Source organism: Flectobacillus sp. BAB-3569 (genome assembly GCF_002270355.1).
In the GTDB taxonomy this organism is placed as follows: Bacteria; Bacteroidota; Bacteroidia; order Cytophagales; family Spirosomataceae; genus Flectobacillus; species Flectobacillus roseus.
In genome coordinates this window covers 109,385-133,133 of record NZ_NJFZ01000006.1, presented here as the reverse complement: position 1 = coordinate 133,133, position 23,749 = coordinate 109,385, and the positions used below count along the sequence as shown (strand labels likewise).

Annotated in this window: 23 protein-coding genes; 12 read left to right on the top strand and 11 right to left on the bottom strand. The window is 37.1% G+C overall.

Going from position 1 to position 23,749, the window contains the following annotated elements; translation table 11 throughout:
* The first annotated feature begins 170 nt into the window (after window positions 1–170).
* Entirely contained in the window at window positions 171–1,982 is a 1,812-nt protein-coding gene (gene uvrC, locus BWI92_RS06415; RefSeq protein WP_095161291.1) for an excinuclease ABC subunit UvrC, read from the top strand.
* A 61-nt stretch (window positions 1,983–2,043) separates the two neighbouring features.
* Here uvrC and gldN read toward each other — a convergent pair whose 3' ends face one another.
* From gldN to sucD, 8 genes are all read right to left on the bottom strand, one after another.
* On the bottom strand, window positions 2,044–2,955 hold the full coding sequence (gene gldN / locus BWI92_RS06410; RefSeq protein ID WP_095161290.1) for a gliding motility protein GldN: 912 nt from the start codon (window positions 2,953–2,955) through the stop codon (window positions 2,044–2,046).
* A 137-nt stretch (window positions 2,956–3,092) separates the two neighbouring features.
* Entirely contained in the window at window positions 3,093–4,679 is a 1,587-nt protein-coding gene (gene gldM, locus BWI92_RS06405; protein ID WP_095161289.1) for a gliding motility protein GldM, read from the bottom strand.
* Between the two features lie 93 nt (window positions 4,680–4,772).
* Entirely contained in the window at window positions 4,773–5,570 is a 798-nt protein-coding gene (gene gldL / locus BWI92_RS06400; protein ID WP_095161288.1) for a gliding motility protein GldL, read from the bottom strand.
* Window positions 5,571–5,789: 219 nt separating this feature from the next.
* A complete protein-coding gene (locus BWI92_RS06395) occupies window positions 5,790–6,938 on the bottom strand; it encodes an SUMF1/EgtB/PvdO family nonheme iron enzyme (protein ID WP_095161287.1) in 1,149 nt (382 codons plus the stop codon).
* A gap of 328 nt (window positions 6,939–7,266) precedes the next feature.
* The gene (locus tag BWI92_RS06390) at window positions 7,267–8,241 is read right to left on the bottom strand and encodes a type IX secretion system membrane protein PorP/SprF (protein ID WP_095161286.1); all 975 of its coding nucleotides are present in this window, start codon (window positions 8,239–8,241) and stop codon (window positions 7,267–7,269) included.
* Between the two features lie 323 nt (window positions 8,242–8,564).
* The gene (locus BWI92_RS06385) at window positions 8,565–9,350 is read right to left on the bottom strand and encodes a uroporphyrinogen-III synthase (RefSeq protein ID WP_095161285.1); all 786 of its coding nucleotides are present in this window, start codon (window positions 9,348–9,350) and stop codon (window positions 8,565–8,567) included.
* A gap of 46 nt (window positions 9,351–9,396) precedes the next feature.
* Entirely contained in the window at window positions 9,397–10,560 is a 1,164-nt protein-coding gene (locus tag BWI92_RS06380) for a DUF4271 domain-containing protein (protein ID WP_095161284.1), read from the bottom strand.
* A gap of 142 nt (window positions 10,561–10,702) precedes the next feature.
* Window positions 10,703–11,581, bottom strand: coding sequence for a succinate--CoA ligase subunit alpha (gene sucD, locus BWI92_RS06375; protein ID WP_095161283.1), 879 nt, complete (start codon window positions 11,579–11,581; stop codon window positions 10,703–10,705).
* A gap of 248 nt (window positions 11,582–11,829) precedes the next feature.
* Between sucD and BWI92_RS06370 the strand changes: the two genes are divergently transcribed.
* The 7 genes from BWI92_RS06370 to BWI92_RS06345 all read left to right on the top strand — a co-directional run bounded on the left by BWI92_RS06370 (window position 11,830) and on the right by BWI92_RS06345 (window position 17,777).
* Window positions 11,830–12,636, top strand: a complete 807-nt coding sequence (locus tag BWI92_RS06370) for a crotonase/enoyl-CoA hydratase family protein (RefSeq protein WP_095161282.1) — start codon at window positions 11,830–11,832, stop codon at window positions 12,634–12,636.
* 175 nt (window positions 12,637–12,811) lie between these two features.
* A complete protein-coding gene (recN, locus tag BWI92_RS06365) occupies window positions 12,812–14,479 on the top strand; it encodes a DNA repair protein RecN (RefSeq protein WP_095161281.1) in 1,668 nt (555 codons plus the stop codon).
* Between the two features lie 111 nt (window positions 14,480–14,590).
* Window positions 14,591–14,989 carry a viral A-type inclusion protein gene (locus tag BWI92_RS06360; protein ID WP_141234700.1) on the top strand — a complete coding sequence of 133 codons (399 nt, stop codon included), beginning with the start codon at window positions 14,591–14,593 and terminating at the stop codon, window positions 14,987–14,989.
* Window positions 14,989–15,648, top strand: a complete 660-nt coding sequence (locus BWI92_RS06355) for an SCO family protein (protein ID WP_229362755.1) — start codon at window positions 14,989–14,991, stop codon at window positions 15,646–15,648. The genes BWI92_RS06360 and BWI92_RS06355 overlap by 1 nt, the downstream gene beginning before the upstream one ends.
* A gap of 138 nt (window positions 15,649–15,786) precedes the next feature.
* Window positions 15,787–16,023 carry a cytochrome c gene (locus BWI92_RS28085; protein WP_229362750.1) on the top strand — a complete coding sequence of 79 codons (237 nt, stop codon included), beginning with the start codon at window positions 15,787–15,789 and terminating at the stop codon, window positions 16,021–16,023.
* Window positions 16,020–16,199: a hypothetical protein gene (locus tag BWI92_RS28080; RefSeq protein ID WP_229362748.1), complete on the top strand. Its 180-nt coding sequence runs from the start codon at window positions 16,020–16,022 to the stop codon at window positions 16,197–16,199. Before BWI92_RS28085 ends, BWI92_RS28080 begins: the two co-directional genes overlap by 4 nt.
* A gap of 192 nt (window positions 16,200–16,391) precedes the next feature.
* Entirely contained in the window at window positions 16,392–17,777 is a 1,386-nt protein-coding gene (locus BWI92_RS06345; RefSeq protein WP_095161279.1) for a DUF4932 domain-containing protein, read from the top strand.
* Between the two features lie 54 nt (window positions 17,778–17,831).
* Here BWI92_RS06345 and lptC read toward each other — a convergent pair whose 3' ends face one another.
* The 3 genes from lptC to BWI92_RS06330 all read right to left on the bottom strand — a co-directional run bounded on the left by lptC (window position 17,832) and on the right by BWI92_RS06330 (window position 20,493).
* Window positions 17,832–18,383: an LPS export ABC transporter periplasmic protein LptC gene (gene lptC, locus BWI92_RS06340; protein WP_095161278.1), complete on the bottom strand. Its 552-nt coding sequence runs from the start codon at window positions 18,381–18,383 to the stop codon at window positions 17,832–17,834.
* A gap of 66 nt (window positions 18,384–18,449) precedes the next feature.
* A complete protein-coding gene (locus tag BWI92_RS06335) occupies window positions 18,450–19,784 on the bottom strand; it encodes a hypothetical protein (protein ID WP_095161277.1) in 1,335 nt (444 codons plus the stop codon).
* A complete protein-coding gene (locus BWI92_RS06330) occupies window positions 19,735–20,493 on the bottom strand; it encodes a type III pantothenate kinase (protein WP_095161276.1) in 759 nt (252 codons plus the stop codon). The genes BWI92_RS06335 and BWI92_RS06330 overlap by 50 nt, the downstream gene beginning before the upstream one ends.
* Window positions 20,494–20,746: 253 nt before the next feature.
* On the opposite strand from BWI92_RS06330, the gene BWI92_RS06325 reads away from it, so the two are divergent.
* The 4 genes from BWI92_RS06325 to BWI92_RS06310 all read left to right on the top strand — a co-directional run bounded on the left by BWI92_RS06325 (window position 20,747) and on the right by BWI92_RS06310 (window position 23,702).
* Window positions 20,747–21,829 (top strand): mechanosensitive ion channel family protein, encoded by a 1,083-nt coding sequence (locus tag BWI92_RS06325; protein WP_095161275.1) that lies wholly within the window; start codon window positions 20,747–20,749, stop codon window positions 21,827–21,829.
* A 96-nt stretch (window positions 21,830–21,925) separates the two neighbouring features.
* Window positions 21,926–22,255: a DUF2752 domain-containing protein gene (locus tag BWI92_RS06320; RefSeq protein WP_095161274.1), complete on the top strand. Its 330-nt coding sequence runs from the start codon at window positions 21,926–21,928 to the stop codon at window positions 22,253–22,255.
* Window positions 22,252–22,614, top strand: a complete 363-nt coding sequence (locus BWI92_RS06315) for a TM2 domain-containing protein (RefSeq protein ID WP_095161273.1) — start codon at window positions 22,252–22,254, stop codon at window positions 22,612–22,614. The genes BWI92_RS06320 and BWI92_RS06315 overlap by 4 nt, the downstream gene beginning before the upstream one ends.
* Before the next feature lie 188 nt (window positions 22,615–22,802).
* Window positions 22,803–23,702, top strand: a complete 900-nt coding sequence (locus tag BWI92_RS06310; RefSeq protein ID WP_095161272.1) for a hydroxypyruvate isomerase family protein — start codon at window positions 22,803–22,805, stop codon at window positions 23,700–23,702.
* Window positions 23,703–23,749 lie beyond the last annotated feature (47 nt).

The window sequence follows — 23,749 nt, the reverse complement described above, 5'->3', positions numbered from 1 at the left end:
AAAATATTTAAAACAATTTAATTCTCTATTCTCATCGAATGGATATATTGCTAAGAATGAGTGGATTTAGACCGACTTACTTTTGATAATAGCTTTTAAACATTTCTCATCCACCGTTGATTTTTTAAGTAGATTTGTTGTTCTAGTTACTGTACAAAGGAATTAATTCTATGAGTGATTTTGATTATAAGGCCGAATTGGCCAAAGTTCCCGAAGAACCCGGTGTGTATCGATATTTTGATAGCGAAGGAACTGTTATTTATGTTGGTAAAGCTAAAAATCTTAAAAATCGTGTTAGCAGCTATTTTGTAAAATCAAATCAGCACGACCGAAAAACCAAAAGGCTTGTTAGTCAAATTCGTAAAATCGAGTTTACGATTGTGAATACAGAATTTGATGCCCTCCTTTTGGAAAATAATCTTATTAAAAAATACCAACCCAAGTTTAATATCTTGTTGCGTGACGACAAGATGTATCCTTTTATTTGTATCACAAACGAACCTTTTCCAAAGGTAATTACCACTCGAAGAGTAGATCGTAAACTGGGTACTTTCTTTGGCCCATTTGCCAATCAAAAAGCCATGTATGCGATTTTAGAGATGTTTGGGCAGCTCTATAAGTTTAGAACTTGCTCTCTCAATCTTACTCCTTCTAATATTAATAATCGCAAATTTAAGGTTTGCCTTGAATATCATATCGGTAACTGTAAGGGTCCATGTGAGGGATTACAAAAAGAGGATGAATATATTGCTGAAATAGACCAAGCAAAACATATTCTTAAAGGAAACTTGAGTTTACCGAAGGGATATTTTGAGGAAATGATGCTCGCTGCAGCCTCAAAACTTGCATTTGAAGAAGCCCAAGAGTTTAAAGAAAAGCTTTTGGTGCTAGATAAATTCCAAAGTAAATCAACAGTTGTCAATCCCAATATTAAGGATGTTGATGTGTTTTCGATTGTTTCTGATGAGCAAACAGCATTCTTAAATTTCATGAAAATTACGAATGGTTTTATTACTCAAACTCAAACATGGGATGTAAAAAAGAAACTCGACGAGCTAGATGAAGATATATTGACCATGATGGTATGGGAAATGCGCGATAAATACCAGAGTGAAGCCAAAGAAGTTATCACAAATATTCCGTTGGCTATAGAGCTTAAAGGTGTTGAAAATACCCTTCCACAGATTGGAGACAAACGAAAAATCCTGGATATGTCTCTTAAAAATGTATTGTATTTCAGAAAAGAAAAAGCTGACCGACAAGTTGCCGAGGAAAGTGGTGGCGATCGTAAAATGCGTGTTTTGCTTACCTTAAAAAATGATTTACAGCTCAAAACTCTTCCTAGACATATCGAATGTTTTGACAACTCCAATATTCAAGGTACAAATCCTGTATCTGCCATGGTTTGTTTTAAAGATGGTATTCCCTCTAAGAAAGATTACCGACACTTTACTCCTAAAACAGTCATAGGACCCAATGACTTTGCAACGATGTATGAAGTAATAACACGTCGTTACTCAAGACTTTTGGAAGAAGAAGCAAACCTGCCTGATTTAATTATTATAGATGGTGGAAAAGGACAACTTTCGGCATCGTGTGACGCATTAAAAGCTTTAAACCTTTATGGAAAAGTTCCGATTATTGGTATTGCCAAAAGACTTGAAGAAATCTATTTTCCTGAAGACAGTATTCCTCTTTACATTGATAAAAAATCAGAGTCATTGAAGCTTATACAGCGCCTAAGAGATGAAGCGCACCGTTTTGGTATTACTAAACACAGAGACAAACGCAGTAAGAATTTTATTATTAGTCAGCTCGAAAATATTGAAGGAATAGGAAAGATAACAGCCACCAAACTATTAAAACATTTTGGAACGGTTAGTAAGATTTATGAGGCTCCTCTTGAAGAATTAGAAACCCTATTGGGTAAAGCCAAAGCCAAATCACTCAAAGAACAACTCAAAATCATTAATCCAGAGTAATAAAAAAGGAGATTCGACGTATCGAATCTCCTTTTTTATTACTTAGTACTATGACTTTATTCTAGTATTCCCAAAGGTTGTGCTCCATCTCCATTAGTTTATATTCTAATTGCTGAGACATAATCAAACCTTTTTTGTCACCACCATACATATCTACTAAGTCTTTGTCCTCTGGGTTACCAAACTTAATTGGTCGAGCACTAAACAAGCGTAAGTCAAAAGCATCTGCCATATTTTTATGCTGAGCTTCATTTTGCGTATTGTAGTAAATACAATTTGGATTACTACGGAATAGTTTATCTAAGTCTTTGTAACGGAATGACGCAACAATTTTATCAAAACCTGCAGCTGTTTTGCTGGCAGGAATAATGATTGTAATTGCTTGAATATCGAAATACAATCTTGAGCGTTGTTTGTCGAAAACAGCATCCTCTTTAATTTCGAGGATAGTTAATTCTCTTGGGAAACGGTAATTACCACTAGTAGCTACAACAGGCGCTGGCTTTGAGCCAGCTACTTTATTGTCACCAGCTTTTGGTTTTGGGTCACCCCAACCATCGTCTGTACCACCGCCTGAGGTTGCAGCTGATTCGTTACCGAAACCAGCCGCTTTTTCTTCATCAGAGAGTGCGCTGTCATTGAATTCTTCGTCTATTTCAAGGTTCTTCATAAACTCTTCTTTTGAAAGTTTTCTTCTCAAAGAATCGTCTTTGTATGGCTGTAAAACACCACTCTGAACCCATTCAATCAAGTATTTAGTGATTTCGTTATTTTTAGAGAAAAACGGCTGATTTTGCTTTTCATTCAAATCCATTCTTCTCCACAAACGTCTCTTCCACATGATATTTGAATCATCAATCGGACGAACAGAATCTGGATTTTTTCCGTTGTTATCTTTTTCTTGCGCTGTTGCCAACGAGCAAGCTGCCAATGTTATGAGGGCTACACTTGCGTATTTTACTAAATTCTTCATTTGAGTTAAGTCGCTATTAGTTTTACAATTACCAACCAAATTTCAGGAAAGAGGGTTGGCTTTTACCAATAAACCTCGAATTCTAAACGACAGATTATCAATATTTATTGAAATCAAACTAATATATTATTCAGCAATTAGTTCAATGGAAGTACTTTCGTCATATTATATGGGATATTCTCAACAGTTCCCTTAAAATTTCTACGTTGTACTCCTTTTACCTCAATAAAATATCTGTCTCCTGCTTGTGCTTGAGATGCTAAGTTTGAAACGTTAACAGAGCCACTACCAGTAACATCACCGACTTTCTTAGTACCACGAGCCAATGCCACGTAGATTTCAGATACACGGAACTGAGCATCCTCAGGGTTTGTTGACTTGAACGATTCATCAGCAAGAGCACGAGCTTCGATTGTACGAAGACCAGTTGCGCTAGCGCCACGTCTCTCGTCAATTTCACCACCATTACCATATATTTTAACTTCTGGTCTTGGTACACGTCTTACACGGAAAGTTTCTTTGCCCAACAATGTTCCTCCGTTTGTAATATTTAAAGTAACAGTAGCCGCACTCGGAACGATGGTAACTTTACCACGCTCTCCTGCAATTGTTTCACCACCATCAGCAGAGAAAGATGGATTCCACAAAGCACCCAACCCTGGACTTACAATACTCAAACGGTTTGCACAACCCAAATATAAGGCAGGTATTGTAGCTGTTTCGATGTTATAAGTTGGTTTCAACACAAAGTATTCTTTTGTGATTGACTCAGTTTTTGGACCTGTTGGGCTCATGTAAGATACAGAAGCTGTATATGATTTACGAGCTAAGCCATTTTTGTCATATTCACCACCAGCAGTTTTGAATTTGATTTGACCACGACCATCTTTCACTGGAAGTGCCGAACCGTTCAAGCTCATACGTGGCGTAAAACCACTTGAAGTAGCAGCAATAAATACTTCAGCTTCATAATCCATACCAGCAACAACAGTATTAGCATTAGCAGAAACTTGAGCAAATACTTTGTCAAATTTCACCTCTTTTGCTCCTACTTTAGCTGCTAATTGACCTAAAACTTCACTTTCATAACGTCTAACTTCAGCTTGCTTTTGGCTCAAAGTTGCCAATGCAGCAGGTACTGGAGTTTGAGCAAAATTTAATTCTGCAAAGTCTTTATTTCTTTGATTAGCATCTCTCGAGGCAATAGGATCATCTTTAGCTCCTAAAGCTAGAGCAGGAAACACAGTACCCTTATCAGCGATAGCTGAAAGTTTGCTAACATAATCCTCCATTGAAGCGGCTAATTGGTAAGCAATTCCTTTTTTACCTGAGCCTACCATTATTTGGTATACTTTTTCTTCTTCTTTTGGATTTTTGATTTGTCCAGTTTCAGGATCAATACCACCACCTGACTCAATTACTTTAGCTTTCGCTTCTTCAATCTGAGAAATTACAGCTTCTGCAATTTTGTGTACTTCAGCCGCTTTGCGTGAAATATCAGCGTAAGCACCAGGGTTTGGTAACTCCTTAATTTTTGAATCAATACCTTGGATTGTTCCTTTATTTTTTTCAGCTGCCGACTGGTTAGCCGTTTCCAAGCTGTTATTTAATAGCACAAATTTCTGTAAGAGGGCATCACTTACTTGCAATGCAAGCAAGGCTGTTAGCACCAAATACATCATCCCAATCATCTTCTGTCTGGGCGTTTCTTTTAAACCTGCCATCGTATATTATACTTGAGGATTTTAACATTTAAGAATGACTACTTTCGAAACTTACGTTTCTGTCTCTTTGACATTACAATCAACTATAGGTTATTAGCCTTTCATAGCTGACAACATACTTCCGTAAACATTGTTCAAAGAAGTTAAGTTGTTTGTCAATTTAGCAAGCTCTTGCTTAAACTGTTGAGTATCCTTGCTAGCGTCAGACATGTTTTCCATAGCAGAAGTAAGGTTGCCATAGAAGGTATTCATCGCCTTCAAATGCTTGTTGGTATCTTGCAACTCTAATTCATATACTGCATTAAGAGCAGACATACTTTGCGTGATTTTTTGGAACTGAGCACGGTAGTCTTTTGCATCCTGAGTTGCAGTAGACAATTCAGAAACAGCGTTTAAAGTAACACCATAAGCTTTATTCATTTCACTAACTGAAGCAGAAGCAGCTTTTACATTTTTAGCATACTCACTTGTTGCGATAGTAGCATCTGAAATTTCACCGATTTTTGATACAGATTCAGTTAATGATTTAAGACTTCTGCCTAAGTTGTCGAAAACTTCAGGTGAAACTTTTGCGTTTGCCAAAGCTTCGTCCATTTTAGCAGTCAAACCAGAACCTCCCGTAAATGAACCACGAGAAGATGATTTTGGCAATTCTCCTTGGAAATCTTTAGATAATTCAGGGTAAACTCTTTCCCATTCATAATCTTTTTCAGGCTTAGCCGTGGCGTAAAGGATGGCAAAAAGGATAAAGATAGCAGCCTCTGTTAGCATACCTACCATTAGCATTTGATTGGCTCCTTCTAAGTGTAAGATTTTGAACAATGCTCCAACAATAACTACTGCGGCACCAGCACTGGCGATAACGTTAATAATTTTTTCTAAGCCCTTCATTTGATCTGAAAATGATTAAAAGTGGAATTTAAAATGTACAGTTTCGAGTTTTGTTTTTAAAATTGAAAAAGTCCTAAGTCTTTTCCGTATTACTTAAATCTAAAAATGATTCTAAAGTAGTTTTTCTTCAAGATTACTCTATTCTTTATTTCAAAGTAAAAGGTAATCAGTTGCTGATGCACATTTTGCCCAAACAACTGATTACCTTTTGAAAATATTCTATCTAAATTCTTTTCCTGACGAACGACCTAAGTGCGTCATAGCACAACGGAAGCCGATGTAAGAACGTTTTTTGTCTTCATATTCATAAGAACGAGTACCTGTTTCAAGATAGTAGGCAACGTCTTTCCAAGAACCACCTCTAATTACTTTACGTGGCTCGTCTTTATCGTCGTTTAAGGTGTTCAAATCCCAAGTAATAGCTACAGCATTATCAGAATAAGCATCAATACACCATTCCGCTACGTTACCTGCCATATTATACAAACCATAATCATTTGGATTATAAGCATTTACTGGAGCAGTATAAGCATATCCATCCGAATCGTAGTTACCCCTATGTGGTTTGAAGTTGGCCAATAAACAACCTTTTCCATTGGCTACATAAGGGTTACCCCAAGGATATTTCGCAGAAGCTTTTCCACCGCGAGCTGCCCATTCCCACTCCGCTTCAGAAGGAAGTCTGTAACGAGGAGAAATATACATTCCTTCAGCCGTACGGTAGTCATTTAATGCTTTTGTACGCCATTCGCAGAAATACTTCGCAGCTCTCCAGCTCACACCTACTACAGGATAAAGGTCAAACGCTGGACTTGAAAAGTAATATTCTGTCATAGGGTCACCATTGTGGTAAGAAAAGTCTTTACTCCATACAGTTGTATCAGGATAATATTCTGACATAATTTTCTCTTCGCCCAATACAGAAATAGAGTCTGTCAACATAGCTGTTGTAAATTGACGATACTCGTTATTACTGATTTCTGTATCATCCAAGAAAAACTGAGCAACAGATACTCGTTTGTTGAAGTTTACAGATGATGAAACGATATCTTCATCAGCCTGACCCATCATGTAAGAGCCAGATGGAATTAATACCATTCCAAGTGGAGTAGTTTGCTTCCACCCTTTACGAGCAGTAGCTGCAACTTCACCATTGACCATACCAATGTCGTCTTTTTTGCTGTTACGTCCCTTCTTACCTCCTTTTCCTTTCGAGGCAACTTCTCTACCTTTCCCACTTTTGCTTTTGCTACTTGAAGTTTTTCCACCTTTTTTACCAGATGAAGAACTACAACTATCCAACAATAGTACAGGAACAGCTAGTAGGATTAATAATAGAGTTTTCCTGAAAATTACACTGTAATTCATATTGATTTTACTTTTGCGATTGATACCTGCTTTGAAACGGGTAAATAATTCTCAAAATTGTAAGTGATATTGATTTTATTACTAATGGTACACTAGAAAAAGTTTCTTGCCTGAAATATGTGGATGGCAGAAATTACTTAGAAGACAAAATTATCTTTGTTAATTTTTCTTAAAACGAGCAAAAAAATAATTTAGTATGCTATCCAAGATAAGCAAAGTTAATAATTTTTTACCTAGTACTCTAATACAATATCGATTTGATTCACAAGCATCTGATTAGAAACAGTGCTTTTTTAGGCTTCTCCGCTAATTTAGGAGAAACCGAACCTTATTTTCTAAATCTTGGAGTCCTAACAGGCGCTTTTTTTCCTGCTAAAAGTTTAGGAGCCGGTAGCGAATAACTGAGCAATATTTCATGCGAGGTTGGGGCTTTGGCGGATGCTCCTCGCGTTGAGGTCAAATCTAACGAATAACCGATTCGTAATGCGTTATTTTGTAACAAAGAAATTCCAGCAATAATAATGCCAGCATCATTTAATCTGTATGAGCCTCCAAACCAGTATTTTTCTTGGTAGTTTAACACTGCTCCTCCCTCCAATACCTGTGATTTAAAGTCTGTCTTGAATAATGCTGTTGGGACTATTTCCAAATCATCACTCAAATAATAATTAATATTACCATGAATATTAACCGTTTGAACCGCCTTATTTGACAAACTTGCTATTCCAAAATTATATTCAGGCTGATTGACATGATTAAAACTTGCACCTATTTGAAAGTTGCTACTCTTAAAAATTGCACCTACACTAAAATCGGGTTTGCTTTGACTCACTCTTCCTGTCAAACCGTCCAGAATTGGGTCGTTCTCATCACGCGGGCGAAAGCTATTATCATAGTTTTTGATATGAAAACCTCCACTTGCCCCTAAAGATAATAAACTAGCGTCAGAAAGTTTTAATTGAAATGAATATGCAAGCTTTAAATCTTGGTATCCCGCACCTGAAGGAGTTTTGTCATTGACAAAAGATAGACCAACCCCACTTCGAAGACCATTGAGGGGCATGGACACATTAAAGATTTGCGTTCCCAAAGAGCCAGAGCCATCTAAGGAAGTTTGATAACCTGTCCATTGATTACGGTAGTGTAGCTGAAACTTCAGTGCCCCATCAAGCCCTGCTGCCGCTGGGTTGACATATAAAGGGTTGAACATATATTGACTCAATTGAGCATCCTGCTGTGCGCGTGCAGGAAAAATCCCAATCAATCCAAAGGCTAATAAAATGAATAATAGTTGTTTTTGCATAATGTTCTTGAACTAGGTATGCTCGTACATCAATGTACTCAAATGATTAAGAGGCAATCGTTCTTATAGCTTTTTTGCAATAGTTCAGAATACCCAAAACTTCTGCTTTCCCAAAACTAATAACAATTTCCAAATATTCACTACAATTTCTCTTTTCAGAGACAGGATTACTGTAAAAATCGTTTCAGATTTTTTAAGAAAATTTTAACTACATATAATCACGTGATATAAACGGTCGAACTAGCGCTTTTGTTGTAGGTAAAACAAAAAGAGGTCAGACTTGGCTTGCAAATCTGACCTCTTTAGTTTGATAGTAAACTTTCTTACAATCCGTTTACTTTTTTAATGTATAATTCCAATGCACCCGACATAGACGGAGCGTTTGGAAGTGGAGCTTGAATATCCAAAAACAATCCAGCATCTGTAACAGCTTTTGCTGTTGTAGGACCAAATGCTGCGATACGAGTTTTATTTTGCTGAAAATCTGGAAAATTATCAAACAAAGACTTTATTCCTGATGGACTAAAGAACGCTAAAATATCATAATATACATCTTCCAAATCAGACAAGTCTGCTGAAACGGTTTCGTACATCACGGCTTCTGTCAAATGCAAATCGTTAGTACCCATAAACTCAGGAATATCGTTACGACGCTTGTCTGAGCAAGGGAATAAGAACTTTTCACTTTTGTGCTTTTTAATCAATTCTAACAAATCTGCCGCAGTCTTTTGCCCAGAGAAAATCTTACGCTTACGAATAACAATATATTTCTGAAGGTAAATAGCAGTTTGTTCGGTAATGCAGAAATATTTCATATCTGCTGGTACCTCAATACGTGCTTCTTTACAGATACGGAAAAAATGATCCACAGCATTACGGCTTGTAAAAATAATGGCCGTATGGTCTAGAATGTTGATTTTTTGCTTACGGAAATCTTTGAATGAAACGCCTTGTATCTCAATAAATGGACGAAAATCTACCTTAATATTGTATCTTTTTGCCAACTCAAAATAAGGTGACTTTTCATCAGTTGGCCGTGCTTGTGACACTAAAATGCTGGATACTTTGGTTAATCTGTCTTGATGTGCGTTTACTGTTGTTTCGCTCATGCTCAATGCAGTTAAACTTTAATGTGGTGATAAATGTTGAGGCCTTTTATATGGCAAATCGTATCCCTACTATCAAGGGGATTAATTCAACGATGCAAAGATACGAAAATAAATACAGATTTTTTAACGGTGTCAGCTTATTTATCGTAAAGTAAATCAATATTAATCTTACGATAAAGAAGAATGAAATAGGTACAAACAGGATTTCTTGAGCATTTCGAAGTACATCAGGATAAGATACCGAGCAAAAACTTAAGCCTATTGCCAACAATAAGAAAAATATACTTGAAGCCTGAATTACCTTAAAAAAGTGAATATTGGTAATGTTTTCTAGTCTGTAAAGGTTCGTCAAAATAGCCAATGCGATGTATTTTCCAATCAAAATAAAAAACACAACAATTCCCAATTCTAGAAAATTGATAAAAAAGCCCATCAAACTTTCACTTTCCATCAAAATTGTACTGACAGAAAACAAATCAGTTTCTTCATTTTGCACCAACATGATGATAAACGAAAGTGTGAAACTTAGATTGAGCACAAATAATAAATTAGCTAAATCGAAAGGCTTATTGATCACTAGAGAATCTTCTCGAAGATTAATTGTGAGTAAATCCTTAATACTGAAATATCGGTCAAATGCCTTTGGCTGGATATTATACAAAAAGGCGTAGCATATCGCCAAAAACAAAATACTCAGTATCAAATAATCCTGAAAAGGAGTCAATTCTCTTGGAATAACAGTCAGGAGTGAATCTGAGATTTGAATGCTTTTCTCAACCTTCGAGACCTTATTCCCAACTAATACAGAGATGGCTTCAACGCTCGTATTGTTGCCGTAAAAAGTCAAGAACACTTTGGTTTTACCATATTTTTCCTTCAAACTATCAACATCCATAACTACCCATTGGTCAATAGGAAGCTTACGCTGCAACGAAGCGTTGATAAAAAGATAGTTTTCTTTGCTCGAAAAGTATAGCAGCTTGTAGCCTCGGTAGTTTTCCGAATCAAAAAATAAGCTGAAAGAGTTATAATCTTTATGTTCGTTACGAATGTACGGAACATAGGCTTTGTACTGTTCGTCAAATACCTGCCAATCATCGTGGTAATCATATACCAAATAATAGGCCTTGTTTGGGCCTACATTCCCAGCCAACGAGGACGAAACAGAAGTGAGCAAGAACATTCCGATGAAGAATGCTTGCAACGGCATGAAGCACAAAAACCTGACAAATATTGATTTGTCAGGTTTTGCCGTATTTTGATAATATGAAGCGTTGACTTGTTGCAATACCGTGTAATATTTTTTGCAAAATTACATTAGCTATCAGCAAAAGCCAACTGCCGACTCACAATTATTTCAAACCTAGCGCTTTCAACATTGTTTCACCAATGTCAGCAGGTGAATGAACAACATGGATACCACACTCTTCCATGATAGCCATTTTAGCTGCAGCAGTATCGTCAGCACCACCGATGATAGCACCAGCATGACCCATACGACGACCTTTTGGAGCAGTTTGACCTGCGATGAAACCAACAACTGGCTTTTTGTTACCAGTTTCTTTGATCCAACGAGCAGCTTCAGCTTCCATTCCTCCACCGATTTCACCGATCATTACGATACCTTCAGTTTCAGGGTCATTCATCAACAACTCAACAGCTTCTTTAGTAGTAGTACCAATGATTGGGTCACCACCAATACCGATAGCTGTAGTCTGACCTAAGCCAGCCTTTGTTAATTGATCTACTGCTTCGTAAGTTAAAGTACCTGATTTTGAAACGATACCAATTTTACCTTTAGAGAAGATAAATGCAGGCATGATACCTACTTTACATTCTCCAGCAGTCATTACGCCTGGACAGTTAGGGCCAATCAAACGAGTTTCTTTGCCTTTGATGTATTCTTTAGCGTAGATCATGTCCTTAGTAGGAATACCTTCAGTGATACAAATAATCACTTTGATACCTGCGTCAGCTGATTCCATGATAGCATCTGCAGCAAATGCAGGCGGTACAAAAATAATCGAAGTGTCAGCACCTACTTGTTGAACAGCCTCCAATACAGTATTGAAAACCGGACGGTCAAGGTGAGTAGTACCACCTTTTCCTGGAGTAACACCACCTACGACGTTCGAGCCGTATTCTATCATCTGCTGAGCATGGAAAGTACCTTCCGAGCCCGTAAAGCCTTGTACAATTATTCTAGAGTTTTTGTTAACAAGTACACTCATTTTTTCGTGTCGTTATCTGTTATTGAAAATTCCTATTATTAAGAAAAGTTTCGTAAAGGTAAAAGGTGAATGCCAAAGAGCAAAAAGTAATTATTATTTAGCTCATTTTTATTCGGGGGTAATATTACAACAATTTGATATACAAGGCTTTAATAATTAATTAAATTCTGCTAATTTTTTATAGATTCATTCTGTAACAAAAGAATTCTTATCTTAATCTTTCAATAATAGGCTAAACTATTTTTAACATGGAAACACTTCTGTTCAGCATCCAAAACCATATTGCTCAAATCATTATCAATAGACCTCATAAAGCAAATGCGCTAGACGCCAAGTCGTGGGAAGAGTTACAATTAATTTTTGAGCAAATTAATGACGACGATACCATACGAGTAGTGATTATTTCTGGAGGAGATAGCAAACATTTTTGTGCAGGAATTGATTTATCACTATTGATGTCAGTTACCCAAAATACCCTATCTTGCGAAGGAAAAAAAAGAGAAAGACTTAGAAAGCAAATAATTGATTTACAATCACCTATCAATGCCATAGAAAATTGTACAAAACCCGTCCTTATGGCTATTCATGGAGGGTGTATAGGCGCGGGTGTAGACCTAATTTGTGCGGCAGATATGCGCTACTGTACCAATGATGCATATTTTACCATCAAAGAAATAGATATGGGGATGGTAGCTGATCTTGGAACTTTACAACGTTTACCCAAACTCATCAACCCAAGTATTGCTAGAGAACTCGCCTTTACTGGTAGGGCAGTTTCGGGCACCGAAGCTCAACAGATCGGACTTGTCAATAAAGCATTCGAGACGCGAGCTGAGCTTGAGCAATATGTATGGGAAATTGCCACTCAAATTGCCTCCAAATCGCCGATAGCTATTAGAGGTACGAAACATATTTTGAACTACAGTCTGGAGCATTCGACCAAAGATAGTCTTGAATATATGGCTACTTGGAACGCAGCGATGCTATTGTCCAACGACTTGCAGGAGGCATTCTTGGCACAAACACAGAAACGTAGCGCAAAATTTGAAGATTAAATTTACCGATTGATAATATTATAGATTGTATTTTTGTAAAAATGTCGTCGTAGCTTACGGTTATTAGCCAAGAGCTTGGTGATTTGCTTAGGGTTTTGAGCAAATCTATAAAACTTAATCAAGATACATCATCTTTGGACAGGTAACTTTACCTTTCTGGATTCTTCATAATACGATGCTTACTCATTTAAAGATAAAAAACTATGCGCTGATTGAGCGCCTGGAGTTAACTCCAAATCCCGCTTTAAACATCATCACGGGTGAGACAGGTGCGGGTAAGTCTATTATGTTGGGAGCTATTGGCTTGTTGTTAGGGAATCGTGCCGACACTAAAACCCTCTACAATCCAGAAGATAAATGTGTGATTGAAGGAGAGTTTAATCTTTCTGGTTTTATCATCAAAAGCCTTTTTGAGGAAGAAGAACTCGATTACGAAGACCATTGTATTATTCGCCGAGAAATTTCCCCACAGGGAAAAACACGTGCTTTTATCAATGATACTCCCGTAAATCTTGAAACACTCCGTCGTATTGCTTCTCAATTGATGGATGTGCATTCTCAGCACGACAATTTATTGTTGGGTGCTACCGAATATCAACTCCAAATCGTTGATACTTTTGCCCAAAATGATACGCTTCTCGAAAAATACAAACTTGATTTTAGCAACTACCAAAAAGCATACAAAGCTTATGATGAATTAGTTAGCGACGCTAAAAACAGTAAAAAAGAATTTGACTATAATTCCTTTTTGCTAGATGAACTTCAAAAAGCAAAGCTAAAAGGAAACGAGTTGGAGGCGCTCGAAGCTGAACTCAATAAGCTCGAAAATGCTGAAGATGTCAAGTCCAAACTCCAGCAATCTGCCGAGATCCTGAGTGGCTCTGAGCAGTCTATTATTTCTTTGTTTGGAACCACTTTAGCCAACCTCAACGCTATTAGTCAATATGGCGAGCATTTTAAACAATTGCGTGAAAGACTCAATTCTTGTTTGATTGAAATCAAAGATATTTCTAACGAGATAGAAGGTGAATCGGAACAAGTAGAAATAGATAATGAAAAAATAGAAGCACTTCAAGTGAGGGTAGATACTATTTATCATCTTCTACAAAAGCATCAGGTTAAAAAGGATATCGACTTATTAAAAATTCAAGCAGATTTAGAGGTAAAGGTAGGAAAAGTTTTGAATCTTGATGAAAATCTAGCCGAGGCAAAAGCTAAAGTTGAAAAGGCAGAAAAAGCCTTACAAAAAAGCGCAGAAGCCCTTTCAAAGTCTCGACTGAATGTCTTGAGTACGATTGAAGCGCAGATTACAAGTCTTCTGATAGACTTAGGCATGCCAAACGCAGCCCTGAAAGTTGAGAATGAATTTATCAAGCCATCTCCTACGGGAATCAACGTGGTAAACCTGTTATTCTCCGCCAATAAAGGCATCAAGCCACAACCGCTCAAAAATGTGGCATCGGGAGGTGAATTTAGTCGTTTGATGCTGGCAATCAAATATATTTTAGCCAACAAACGCGCTTTACCAACCATTGTTTTCGATGAAATAGATACAGGTATTTCGGGTGAAGTATCTATCAAAGTAGGAAATATGATGCGTGAAATGAGCAAAAGCCATCAAATTATTGCCATTACACACTTACACCAGATTGCGGCTCAAGGGTCAGTTCATTATTTTGTATACAAAGACCACTCATCTGAAAGAACCGTTTCTAGAATTAAAGAGTTATCTAAAGACGAACGTATCATGGAAATAGCTCAAATGATTGGTGGACAAAACCCTTCTGCGGCTATTTTAGACAATGCCCGTGAAATTCTTGAAAAACACCTTCAAGAACAATAACTGACCATCGTCATTTTATAAGGAGCAAACATCACCTTTTTTTGTTGTTTGATTCTATCTAATCACCAAACACCCTTTGCTAGTTCACAGAACGATATATTTTAAATGCTTATGAAAAAGATTATTATTCCTGTGTTGTTCCTGCTTGGAGCAAGTTCTTGTCAGAAAGCGCAACAAGAAGATCAACAAAAAAAACTCATCGATGAAGTGATTGCAGTGCATGATGAAGTAATGCCCAAAATGGATGAAATCATGACTCTCAAAAGCCAGCTCGATAGTGTAGCTAAAGTTTCGAAAGACTCAGCAAAAGCACGTGATTTGTTTATTCAGCTTGATTCGGCAGATATCAAAATGTCTAACTGGATGGCTGAATATAATCCAGAGTCAGTGAAAGGTAAAGGCAACGAAGAGGTGATGAAATATCTCGAAAACGAGAAGAAAAGAATCAATGAAGTAAAAGATATTACCAATACAAGTATTACCAACGCAAAACAATTTTTAAGTAAATAATGCAACTATCTTCATTAACACACAAAGCTTTAATGGTAGGTATAGCATTATTGGCTTGGTCATGCTCTGATGGCTCAAAAAAACTCCCCTATCTTGGTCAAAAAAGTGTAGAAACCAGAGTAGAAAACGGTAAAAGTCTCACCGATTCGGTTTATCATACTATTCCTGATTTTAGTTTTATCAATCAAGATTCTGTGGTTTTTACACAGAAAGATGTTGAAGGCAAAATCTATGTAGCCGACTTTTTCTTTACCACCTGTCCTACGATTTGCCCAAAAATGAAAACACAAATGTTGAGAGTTTTTGAAAAATACAAAGACAATCCACATTTCATGATTTTATCACATACCATCGACCCTCGTCACGATACGCCAAGTGTCTTGAAGGAGTTTGGTCAAAATTTGGGGCTTGATTCTAAAAAATGGCAAATGGTAACAGGCGACAAAATGAAAATCTATGAGCTTGGTCAAAAAAGCTATATGGTTACCGCTACCGACGACCCTACCCAACCTGGAGGCATTGTTCATAGTGGAGCCTTCATTTTGGTAGACAAAGACCGCCATATCCGAGGGATTTACGATGGGACTGTTCCCGAAAAAGTTGATAATTTAATAAAGGATATCGAAGTGCTTTTAGCTGAACAATATCCACAAAAATAGTTTTGAAATAAGTTAATGGGCAAAATGAAACCAATTTTCCCCGCAATAGGCGTTAAGCAATATGCCGTAAGCTAAAAGTTATGCTTGCCTAATGCTTACAGCATATTGCCTAAAGCTTATTAATAGAGGTATATTCTTATGAAAAAATTCTTATTCGGCTTATTTGTTACTTCTTTAATGATGGCTTGCCAGAGCCAAGAAGAACTCAAGCTCAAACAATATTATATCGACGGACAGGCTTTGTACAAAACACATTGCGAAAACTGTCATCAAATAGATGGAAAAGGATTAGCAGGACTATATCCTCCGATAAATGGTTCGGATTTCTTGAAAAAAATAAAAATCGTATTATTTGTGGTATCCGCAATGGCTTGAACGATACTATTGTTGTAAATGGCAAAACGTATCATCAACCTATGCCCGCCAACAAACAGTTACAAGGGATAGACGTAGCTGAAATCACCACCTACATTTATAACGAATGGGGTGGCGAAAAGACAATCACCGATGTCAAGGCTGTCAAAAAAATCTTGGATACCTGCGAAAAATAGTAGCTCAGAAAAAATAAAAACCTCGAAAGTTTCAACTAGTGGACTTTCGAGGTTTTTATTTTTTCTTTCAACCATGTAATTTTCCATTCAACAATTTCTGTCTACTTCTATCAAATAAATCATACCTTTTACCCAAAACTCAGGTATTATCGCAAATTAAAAATTGTATTACGCCCAAAACATCTCTCTCAAATGACTAAAAAATTATCCTTATTGATTCTTACTTCAATCATTGTTAGTTCATGCTCAGTAACAAAAAACTGGAAAAGCGATCATCCTAGCGACAACTTTCTTAAAGCTAGTTTTGATGAATTTACAGGTACAGAAAAACTCAAATTCCCTAAACAAGCCAACGCACTTGTATATCTAAGCTCAACGGTAAGTACCTCGCAAGGGAAGGTTTTACTTTCATTAAAAAATACGACCCTGTCAACAACCAATAAAGTCAATCATCAGAAAATTAGTTTGTCGCAATCTCAAGTATTAAAAATTTCGGGAGAGAAAGCCCATGGTTCCTTTGCCTTATCATATCCTACGTTAACCGAAAAGAAGATACAAGTAAACTATCATCAAAATATTGAGCTGTTAGGTTTATGCTACACCCTTTTAAACCTAAGCGATTTTAATGATATTCCCGACGATCAAACATTCGAGATGAATGGGGAGAAAGTAAAAATCAAGGATTTGTATGCTATTACTACCAAGATTGGTAACGAGTTTAAACCCTTTTTAACCTCAAAAAACTTAGCAATTATCAAAACTTTCTTTGATAAAGACTTTTATCTTCATAACTCTAATTTCTTATTGCAGCTGGACAATTTTCCTAATGCATCAGTGAGCGAAGACAATCCCTTTTTAAGCCATTATGCTTCTAAGGCTGAAGCGGAAAAGCTAGTTAATGCATTTAATGCATTTGCCCTTGAAATTAATTTTCAAGACTTTCTGAAAAGATATAGTCCATATTACCAAAAAATGATTCAGGAAGTGGAGCAAAATATTCCACAAGAAAGTTTCATTGTTGAGATGGAGCATCTTTACAGAAAGAATGTACAAAACTATCGACTATACCCGAGCCTTACGATTCCTTTTGGACAAGGTTTTGCAGCAGGCAATACCAATACTATTGGTAATATTTTTGCCTCTTTTAACAAGCCGAAAGAAGTAAACCAAGTATCAAACCTTCAGTTAGGATATGACAATTCTACTTCGTTAAGAGATATTTGTGTGCATGAGTTTGGACATTCGTTTGTTAATCCAGCAATCGACAAAGTAGATGAAAGCCTCCTGAAAGATAAAGAAGCTCTATTTGAGCCTATCAAAGATAACATGTCGCAACAAGGATACAGCCAATGGAAGATATGCCTTTATGAGCACTTCAATAGAGCCAATGAGGTAATTATTGCTCGATTGATTGGAGATAACAAAAAAGCAGAAAAGATTTTACAAGAGAATGTCAAAAATAAATCATTTATCTATCTTCCTCAAATTGTAGAAAAGCTCGAATATTGGTATAACAATGAGTTTTTAGACAAAACCTACGACCAAAAAGTAAGCGATATTATTGCGGAATTGAAGTAGAAAAACTCTAATAAACAAAAAAGGTCAACCCTCATGAGGGTTGACCTTTTTTAGTTATTGGGGCAAGTTTTTCACGCTCAGGACGCCCGTTACTCGACGAAGCGTATAATCTGTGAAATCTTGATTAGAATCCATTCCTACGCCGTGTAATACTTGCTCTGGGGTTTTGATATCAACAGGTTTATCGGTGTAAACCTTCTTGGTATCAGGGCTCCAAAACATCTCATCGGTTTGTAAGGTCTCATTTTTGATTTGGTTATTGACCAACACGCGCCCCATAATGTGATAGAGGTTTTTCGAACGAATAAATCTTGCCGAATCGCCTCGGAGCGTTGTGGTATTATTTCCCAATTTATCAAAAAAGAAAATTCTTACCTCTTTGGGATAAACCTTGTCATCATTTTGGAGTGTGAGTTGTGTCTCAGTCGACATTCTTACCATAATTCTTGCCGAATCGGTATATGCCATATTGATACCATGCAGCTCCGACAGTGGTCCATTGTAAATTCCCTTTTGAACAATTTTCTCCTCTTTTTTACAACTTATCAGCGTCAATGTCCAGCATAAAATAACACTTATTACCGCTATATATTTGTCTGTTTTCATACCAAAATCGCAATTAGTATTTCGATAATTTTCTGAACTCCTAGAAAACTATCTCACTTAATAAGATTAGTCGATTTTTGGTTTACGGAACCAAGAGAAGTCACCTAATGAGAATCCAACTACAATTTTTGAATAAACTTCCTCAATACCATTGGTTGCCAATGTTCCCCTTTTACCATGTACGAAAGCCACGTTTAGGTATGAAATTGTACGCATTGGGAAAGAAGCTCCAACTGAGAAATTATAGTCTTTAGCTCCTGCTGTTCCTGTTACAGTGTAAGGAGATTGTGTATAACTAGCACCTACGCGATAGACTACGTGGTTGAAATATCCAGAGATTGCTTCAAAATCAGGAATGTATTCTGCTCCAAATGCGATAGTTGAGGCATCTACTAATTTTTCTGAATTACCATCAACATTTCTGAAAGCCGTCCATTTAGTCATTGAGTAGTCGAGAGAGACGCTCAACTGACCAGGTTTTTCTAAACTGATACCAAAACGATAAGTTGATGGCAAGGTGATATGACCTGTAGATTGTGTCAATGTATCGGCATTAATTGCGGTAATACCTGAAGCATCCAATGTACGGAACTGACGAAGCGACTTAGCTTTGAGTGTTTGAGAAAAATCAGCAGTAGCTGCAATATTTAAGAAATACTCTTTGCTAATTTTTGGACGCCAAGCACCACCCAATTTGAAAAGTAAACCAGAATAGTTGGTACGGTCAGCCAATTTGATTTGATAGTTTTGACCATCACTATAGTTTTGAGTTGTAATATCATTGTTGATTACTCCAAAAGTATAGCTTGTTTCAAGACCTACATACACATTCTTGTTAAGTCTAACACCATTTGACCAAACAGCTTTGTTCAAACCACCACTTCCGTTGTAAGCGATTGTTGTACTGTCTTTGCCCAATAGGTCAAGTTTATTTACTGAAAACGTAGAATAATCCACATTGGTAGACGGGCGCAAACCCAACAACATTGTCCAGCGAGAGCTCACAGGCAATGCCAAAGAGATAGGACCAATAGTACCACGAGTAGTATTAGAGCGTTTCGAGTTGTTTTGTAAACCTTTTACCTCCGTGTTAACGCCCATTTCGAAAAGCGTGTAACGGTTGCGAGCCAACAAGGCAGGGTTTAAATTATTGATATATAAACCAGAGGCATTGGCAACGCCAAGTCCACCCATCATATAGTTTACAGAACCGGCTTCTGTAACAGCCTCGCCAATACCCAAATAAGAATAAGGAGAGTTGGATTGCTGAGCACTAGACCACTGAGAGTGGAGTACTAGCCCCAGTACCAATAGAGATACAATTTTTAATTTAGCCGTTACAGGCAGGCCTTTACGATTGTGTAAGCTTGTCTGGTGAGCTAGCGTTTTTAATTTCGACATTATGTTCTAATATTCTGTTAAGACCAATCAACACTAAAGCTGGTTCTACAAAGTTCGGTGATTTTATGCGGTTTGCAAAAAATGTAGCGTCTCCCCCGCATAAAATGACGTTAATTTTTGTTAAAAGTGTTTCGTATTGTTCTATAAAACCATTTATTTCTGCCAGAAGTCCATTGATTACACCACTTTGCATAGCTTTGGCGGTGCTTTTACCAATCAATTCTGGATATCCCTCGGGTTCTATTAACGGCAATCTTTGGGTAAAAGTGTGCATTGCTTTAAATCTCATCCTCATTCCAGGGGAAATAATGCCCCCATGAAAATTAGCTTCGGCATCCACCAAATCATAAGTATTACACGTTCCCAAATCTATCACAACACAATTTTGTTGTGGAAACAATACTGTAGCACCAACAGCAGCAGCTACCCGATCGGCCCCTAACGTGTGGGGAGTATCATACAACTTGACCAACGGCACTAAAGTATCAGGCTGTAACAAAATCAAGTCTGGATCATACTTTCCCAAATCAGCTTTGAGTTGTTCTTCTGAATAACTGACTGTAGAGACGACAATATGCTTTGGTTTGATGCTGTCGATGTACTCCAACAATGTAGGATAATCCAATCCTTTTCGTAGGTCTTGAAGTTTCCCATCGACAAATACTCCCGTTTTGGCAAAAGTATTGCCTAAGTCTATCGCTAAATTCATGAGATTTATTTACTAAAATAAGACAAAGGTAGGGTTTTGATAAATAGCCACAAGATCAAGATCTGCATTCTGATTGCTTTGTATTCAATCAAAGGCATTTGGGTTAATGATTTATTTCATAACTAATATTTTCAAGAATCTTAAAACAAGAATATCGGTTGGTCTTTATATTTGCCTCCGAAGTTGAGAAAAAGCCATCAAGAGCCTATTCTCGCTAAGCAATCAAAAACATCTTTATCAAAACAAACTATCTATGAATTTTTTATCTCAATCTATACTCGAAAACACGATCATAGACCTACTTTGGTTTACAGGTATTTGTGTATTCGGAGTATTGATAAAAAGATATTTCTCCATTGTATTAAGTAAAGTTCTTTATCGCGTGCTTCGTCATGATAAGGTTCCTATCTATACCTGTATCGAATTGCTTCGTAAACCCTTAGAAGTATTTGTTATTCTCACGGCTATTTGGCTTGCTTCGTACCATATCAAAGTCCCGAAAGCTTGGCATCTGACGCCAGTAGAGCATTTTGGTATTTTAATGGTTATCTGGAAAACCTTCCAAATTATGCTAATCATGTCCTTTTCGTGGATACTGATTCGTATCACAAAATTTCTGGCAATTGTTTTTCAAGAAAAAGCGGCACTCACAGAAAGTAAACTTGATGACCAGTTTGTGCCATTTACCAAAGACTTAGTAATTGTTGCATTGGTCTTAATGACGTTTTTTTCAATGTTAGGAATCGTCTTCAAAATCGACGTAATAGCGCTTATCACGGGTTTGGGGATTGGGGGTTTGGCAATAGCTTTGGCTGCTCGTGAAACATTGGAGAATTTATTTGCTTCTTTTACTATTTTTCTAGATTTACCTTTTTTAGTAGGCGATACAATTCTATTAGATAAAGTTACAGGAGATGTCGAAAAAATTGGATTCAGAAGTACTCGTATCCGTACAGGCGATGGTAGCTTGGTTACAGTACCTAATCGCCTGATTACCGCACAAGCATTAGAGAATCTAAGTCAAAGAAACTACCGTCGTGCTCGCTATATATTACGCTTGCGCCTAGATACCCCTGCCGATACCATCAAGGCAATTATCAACGATATTCAGGCATTGGTAGAATCACATGAGAAAATATATCATACCGACCCTGGCAAAACTCGATTTGATACCATTGGCGATAACTCTCTTGATATCTTAGTTTCTTACCATGTCGCTACCAATAGTATTGTTGTGTTGAATGAGGTAAAAGAAGAAATCAATTATCAGATTTTATCGATAGTTCAGAAACATCAGGCGCAATTAGCCTATCCAACCTTCAGAATTATTAACTAATTTTTGGTCATCCTTAAAAACATCCATTTACCCTGATTTCGTGTGTCTGGTGTAGAAAATGCTCGTGGATTAAAAAGAAACACACAACTTTAATCCATGAACAAACGCAATATACCAATAGAGCTAATTATCTGGGTGAGTGGACTTTTATGGTTGGCTTTTTCCCATCCCGAAGATACCCACTTCACTGTTTGTCCTTTAGCTTTAGTAGGTTTTGAACACTGTCCAGGTTGCGGATTAGGTCATTCTATTTCTTATTTGTTGAGAGGAGAATGGCAACTTTCTTGGCAAAGTCATCCATTAGGAACCTTTGCTTTGGTAATCATCTTAAAACGCATTTTTGAACTGGGGAAAAACGTATTTTGCTCAAACGTTTGCTCAAACAAAACAGAAGACTTTTATCCATCTAAACTTTTAAGAAAATGAATCCCAACTTCGTAATTATGATGGCCAACTTAGAACCTGAGGAAGCCATTTTTATCCAAAGTTTAATCAAAGATTTGGACGAACCACAACAGCAACAGTTTTTGGCAATGTACCAAAACAAACGCCGTGATACCACCTTGATTCTCATTACAACCATCATGGGATTCTTCGGTTTTGCTGGTATTCAACGCTTTTTGACCGATAGAATCGGTATGGGTATCCTTTACTTCTTCACAGGCGGCTTGTGTCTGATTGGTACCATTGTCGATTTGGTCAATTACAAAAGCTTGACTTTAGAATATAATCGTCAGGTAGCAGCAGAAATCTTGACAACTCTTAAACTTTGGAGTAATCGTTAAACTCTTGTCAAGCAAAAATATGCTTGATAATCTAGCTCACTTTCCAAGCTTATAATTTAGTGCCAGACTGGTAGTCAACAGGTATCATTTTATCAAAAAGATATTGTAAATTTCATAGGAAAACATGGAATGAGTATATTACCCACATATTCGCATTTACTCCATGTAACATTCTCATTATCGTACTTATGGAAAACCCAATATCTCGTCGTTCGGTATTACAAAAAACCCTAGCGGCGACTACTGCTACCATGCTGACATCCTCCCTCAACAACCGCATCGAAGCTGCCGATAACCATATTGGTTCGGCTCTCAAAGGACGTATCAATCACTCGGCTTGCCGTTGGTGTTATGAGTCAGTTCCTTTTGAGGATTTGTGTAAATCTGCAAAAGAAATCGGCATGAAGTCGATTGAATTGACAGGACCTGAAGAATGGTCTATCATGAAAAAATATGATCTTACAGCAGGTATGGGTTGGGGAAGTTGGCCAAAAGGTACTGGGTTGACAAGCTTTTTTAATGACCCTAAAAACCATGACATTTTGGTCAATTATTATAACGACTATTTAATTCCAGAAGCAGCAAAGGCAGGCATCAAAAACTTGATATGTTTTTCAGGAAATCGTAATGGAATCAGTGAAACACAGGGGTTGTTGAACTCTAAAAAAGTGATTCAACGAATCATCAAAACAGCTGAAAAACATGATGTGACACTTTCGATGGAATTGTTGAACTCAAAAGTAAACCACAGAGATTATCAGTGTGATCATACCGAATGGGGCGTAGAACTTTGTGAAATGGTTGGTTCTGAAAAATTCAAATTGTTGTATGACATCTACCACATGCAAATCATGGAGGGCGACGTAATTGCAACAATCAAAAAATATTATGAGTATATCTCTCATTATCATACGGGAGGTGTGCCAGGACGTCATGAAATTAACGACTCTCAGGAGTTGAACTACCCTGCTATTATGAAAGCTATCGTGGATACTGGCTACAAAGGCTTTATTGGACAAGAGTTTATCCCAACTCGTACCGATAAAATTGCTTCATTGCGTGAAGGTATCTTGATTTGCGACATCTAAGCTATTGAGTGAATTAGTGGATGAGTGATTTTTAATCTACATTTAAA

Coding starts and splice junctions, on each gene's coding strand:
- gldM (WP_095161289.1), bottom strand. CDS start 4,679: ATGGCAGGTTTAAAAGAAACGCCCAGACAGAAGATGATTGGGATGATG.
- uvrC (WP_095161291.1), top strand. CDS start 171: ATGAGTGATTTTGATTATAAGGCCGAATTGGCCAAAGTTCCCGAAGAA.
- BWI92_RS28085 (WP_229362750.1), top strand. CDS start 15,787: ATGAAAAAATTCTTATTCGGCTTATTTGTTACTTCTTTAATGATGGCT.
- lptC (WP_095161278.1), bottom strand. CDS start 18,383: ATGAAAACAGACAAATATATAGCGGTAATAAGTGTTATTTTATGCTGG.
- BWI92_RS06310 (WP_095161272.1), top strand. CDS start 22,803: ATGGAAAACCCAATATCTCGTCGTTCGGTATTACAAAAAACCCTAGCG.
- BWI92_RS06385 (WP_095161285.1), bottom strand. CDS start 9,350: ATGAGCGAAACAACAGTAAACGCACATCAAGACAGATTAACCAAAGTA.
- gldL (WP_095161288.1), bottom strand. CDS start 5,570: ATGAAGGGCTTAGAAAAAATTATTAACGTTATCGCCAGTGCTGGTGCC.
- BWI92_RS06395 (WP_095161287.1), bottom strand. CDS start 6,938: ATGAATTACAGTGTAATTTTCAGGAAAACTCTATTATTAATCCTACTA.
- BWI92_RS06345 (WP_095161279.1), top strand. CDS start 16,392: ATGACTAAAAAATTATCCTTATTGATTCTTACTTCAATCATTGTTAGT.
- gldN (WP_095161290.1), bottom strand. CDS start 2,955: ATGAAGAATTTAGTAAAATACGCAAGTGTAGCCCTCATAACATTGGCA.
- BWI92_RS06325 (WP_095161275.1), top strand. CDS start 20,747: ATGAATTTTTTATCTCAATCTATACTCGAAAACACGATCATAGACCTA.
- sucD (WP_095161283.1), bottom strand. CDS start 11,581: ATGAGTGTACTTGTTAACAAAAACTCTAGAATAATTGTACAAGGCTTT.
- BWI92_RS06320 (WP_095161274.1), top strand. CDS start 21,926: ATGAACAAACGCAATATACCAATAGAGCTAATTATCTGGGTGAGTGGA.
- BWI92_RS06335 (WP_095161277.1), bottom strand. CDS start 19,784: ATGTCGAAATTAAAAACGCTAGCTCACCAGACAAGCTTACACAATCGT.
- BWI92_RS06315 (WP_095161273.1), top strand. CDS start 22,252: ATGAATCCCAACTTCGTAATTATGATGGCCAACTTAGAACCTGAGGAA.
- BWI92_RS06370 (WP_095161282.1), top strand. CDS start 11,830: ATGGAAACACTTCTGTTCAGCATCCAAAACCATATTGCTCAAATCATT.
- BWI92_RS06330 (WP_095161276.1), bottom strand. CDS start 20,493: ATGAATTTAGCGATAGACTTAGGCAATACTTTTGCCAAAACGGGAGTA.
- BWI92_RS06390 (WP_095161286.1), bottom strand. CDS start 8,241: ATGCAAAAACAACTATTATTCATTTTATTAGCCTTTGGATTGATTGGG.
- BWI92_RS06380 (WP_095161284.1), bottom strand. CDS start 10,560: ATGCCGTTGCAAGCATTCTTCATCGGAATGTTCTTGCTCACTTCTGTT.
- recN (WP_095161281.1), top strand. CDS start 12,812: ATGCTTACTCATTTAAAGATAAAAAACTATGCGCTGATTGAGCGCCTG.
- BWI92_RS06355 (WP_229362755.1), top strand. CDS start 14,989: ATGCAACTATCTTCATTAACACACAAAGCTTTAATGGTAGGTATAGCA.
- BWI92_RS06360 (WP_141234700.1), top strand. CDS start 14,591: ATGAAAAAGATTATTATTCCTGTGTTGTTCCTGCTTGGAGCAAGTTCT.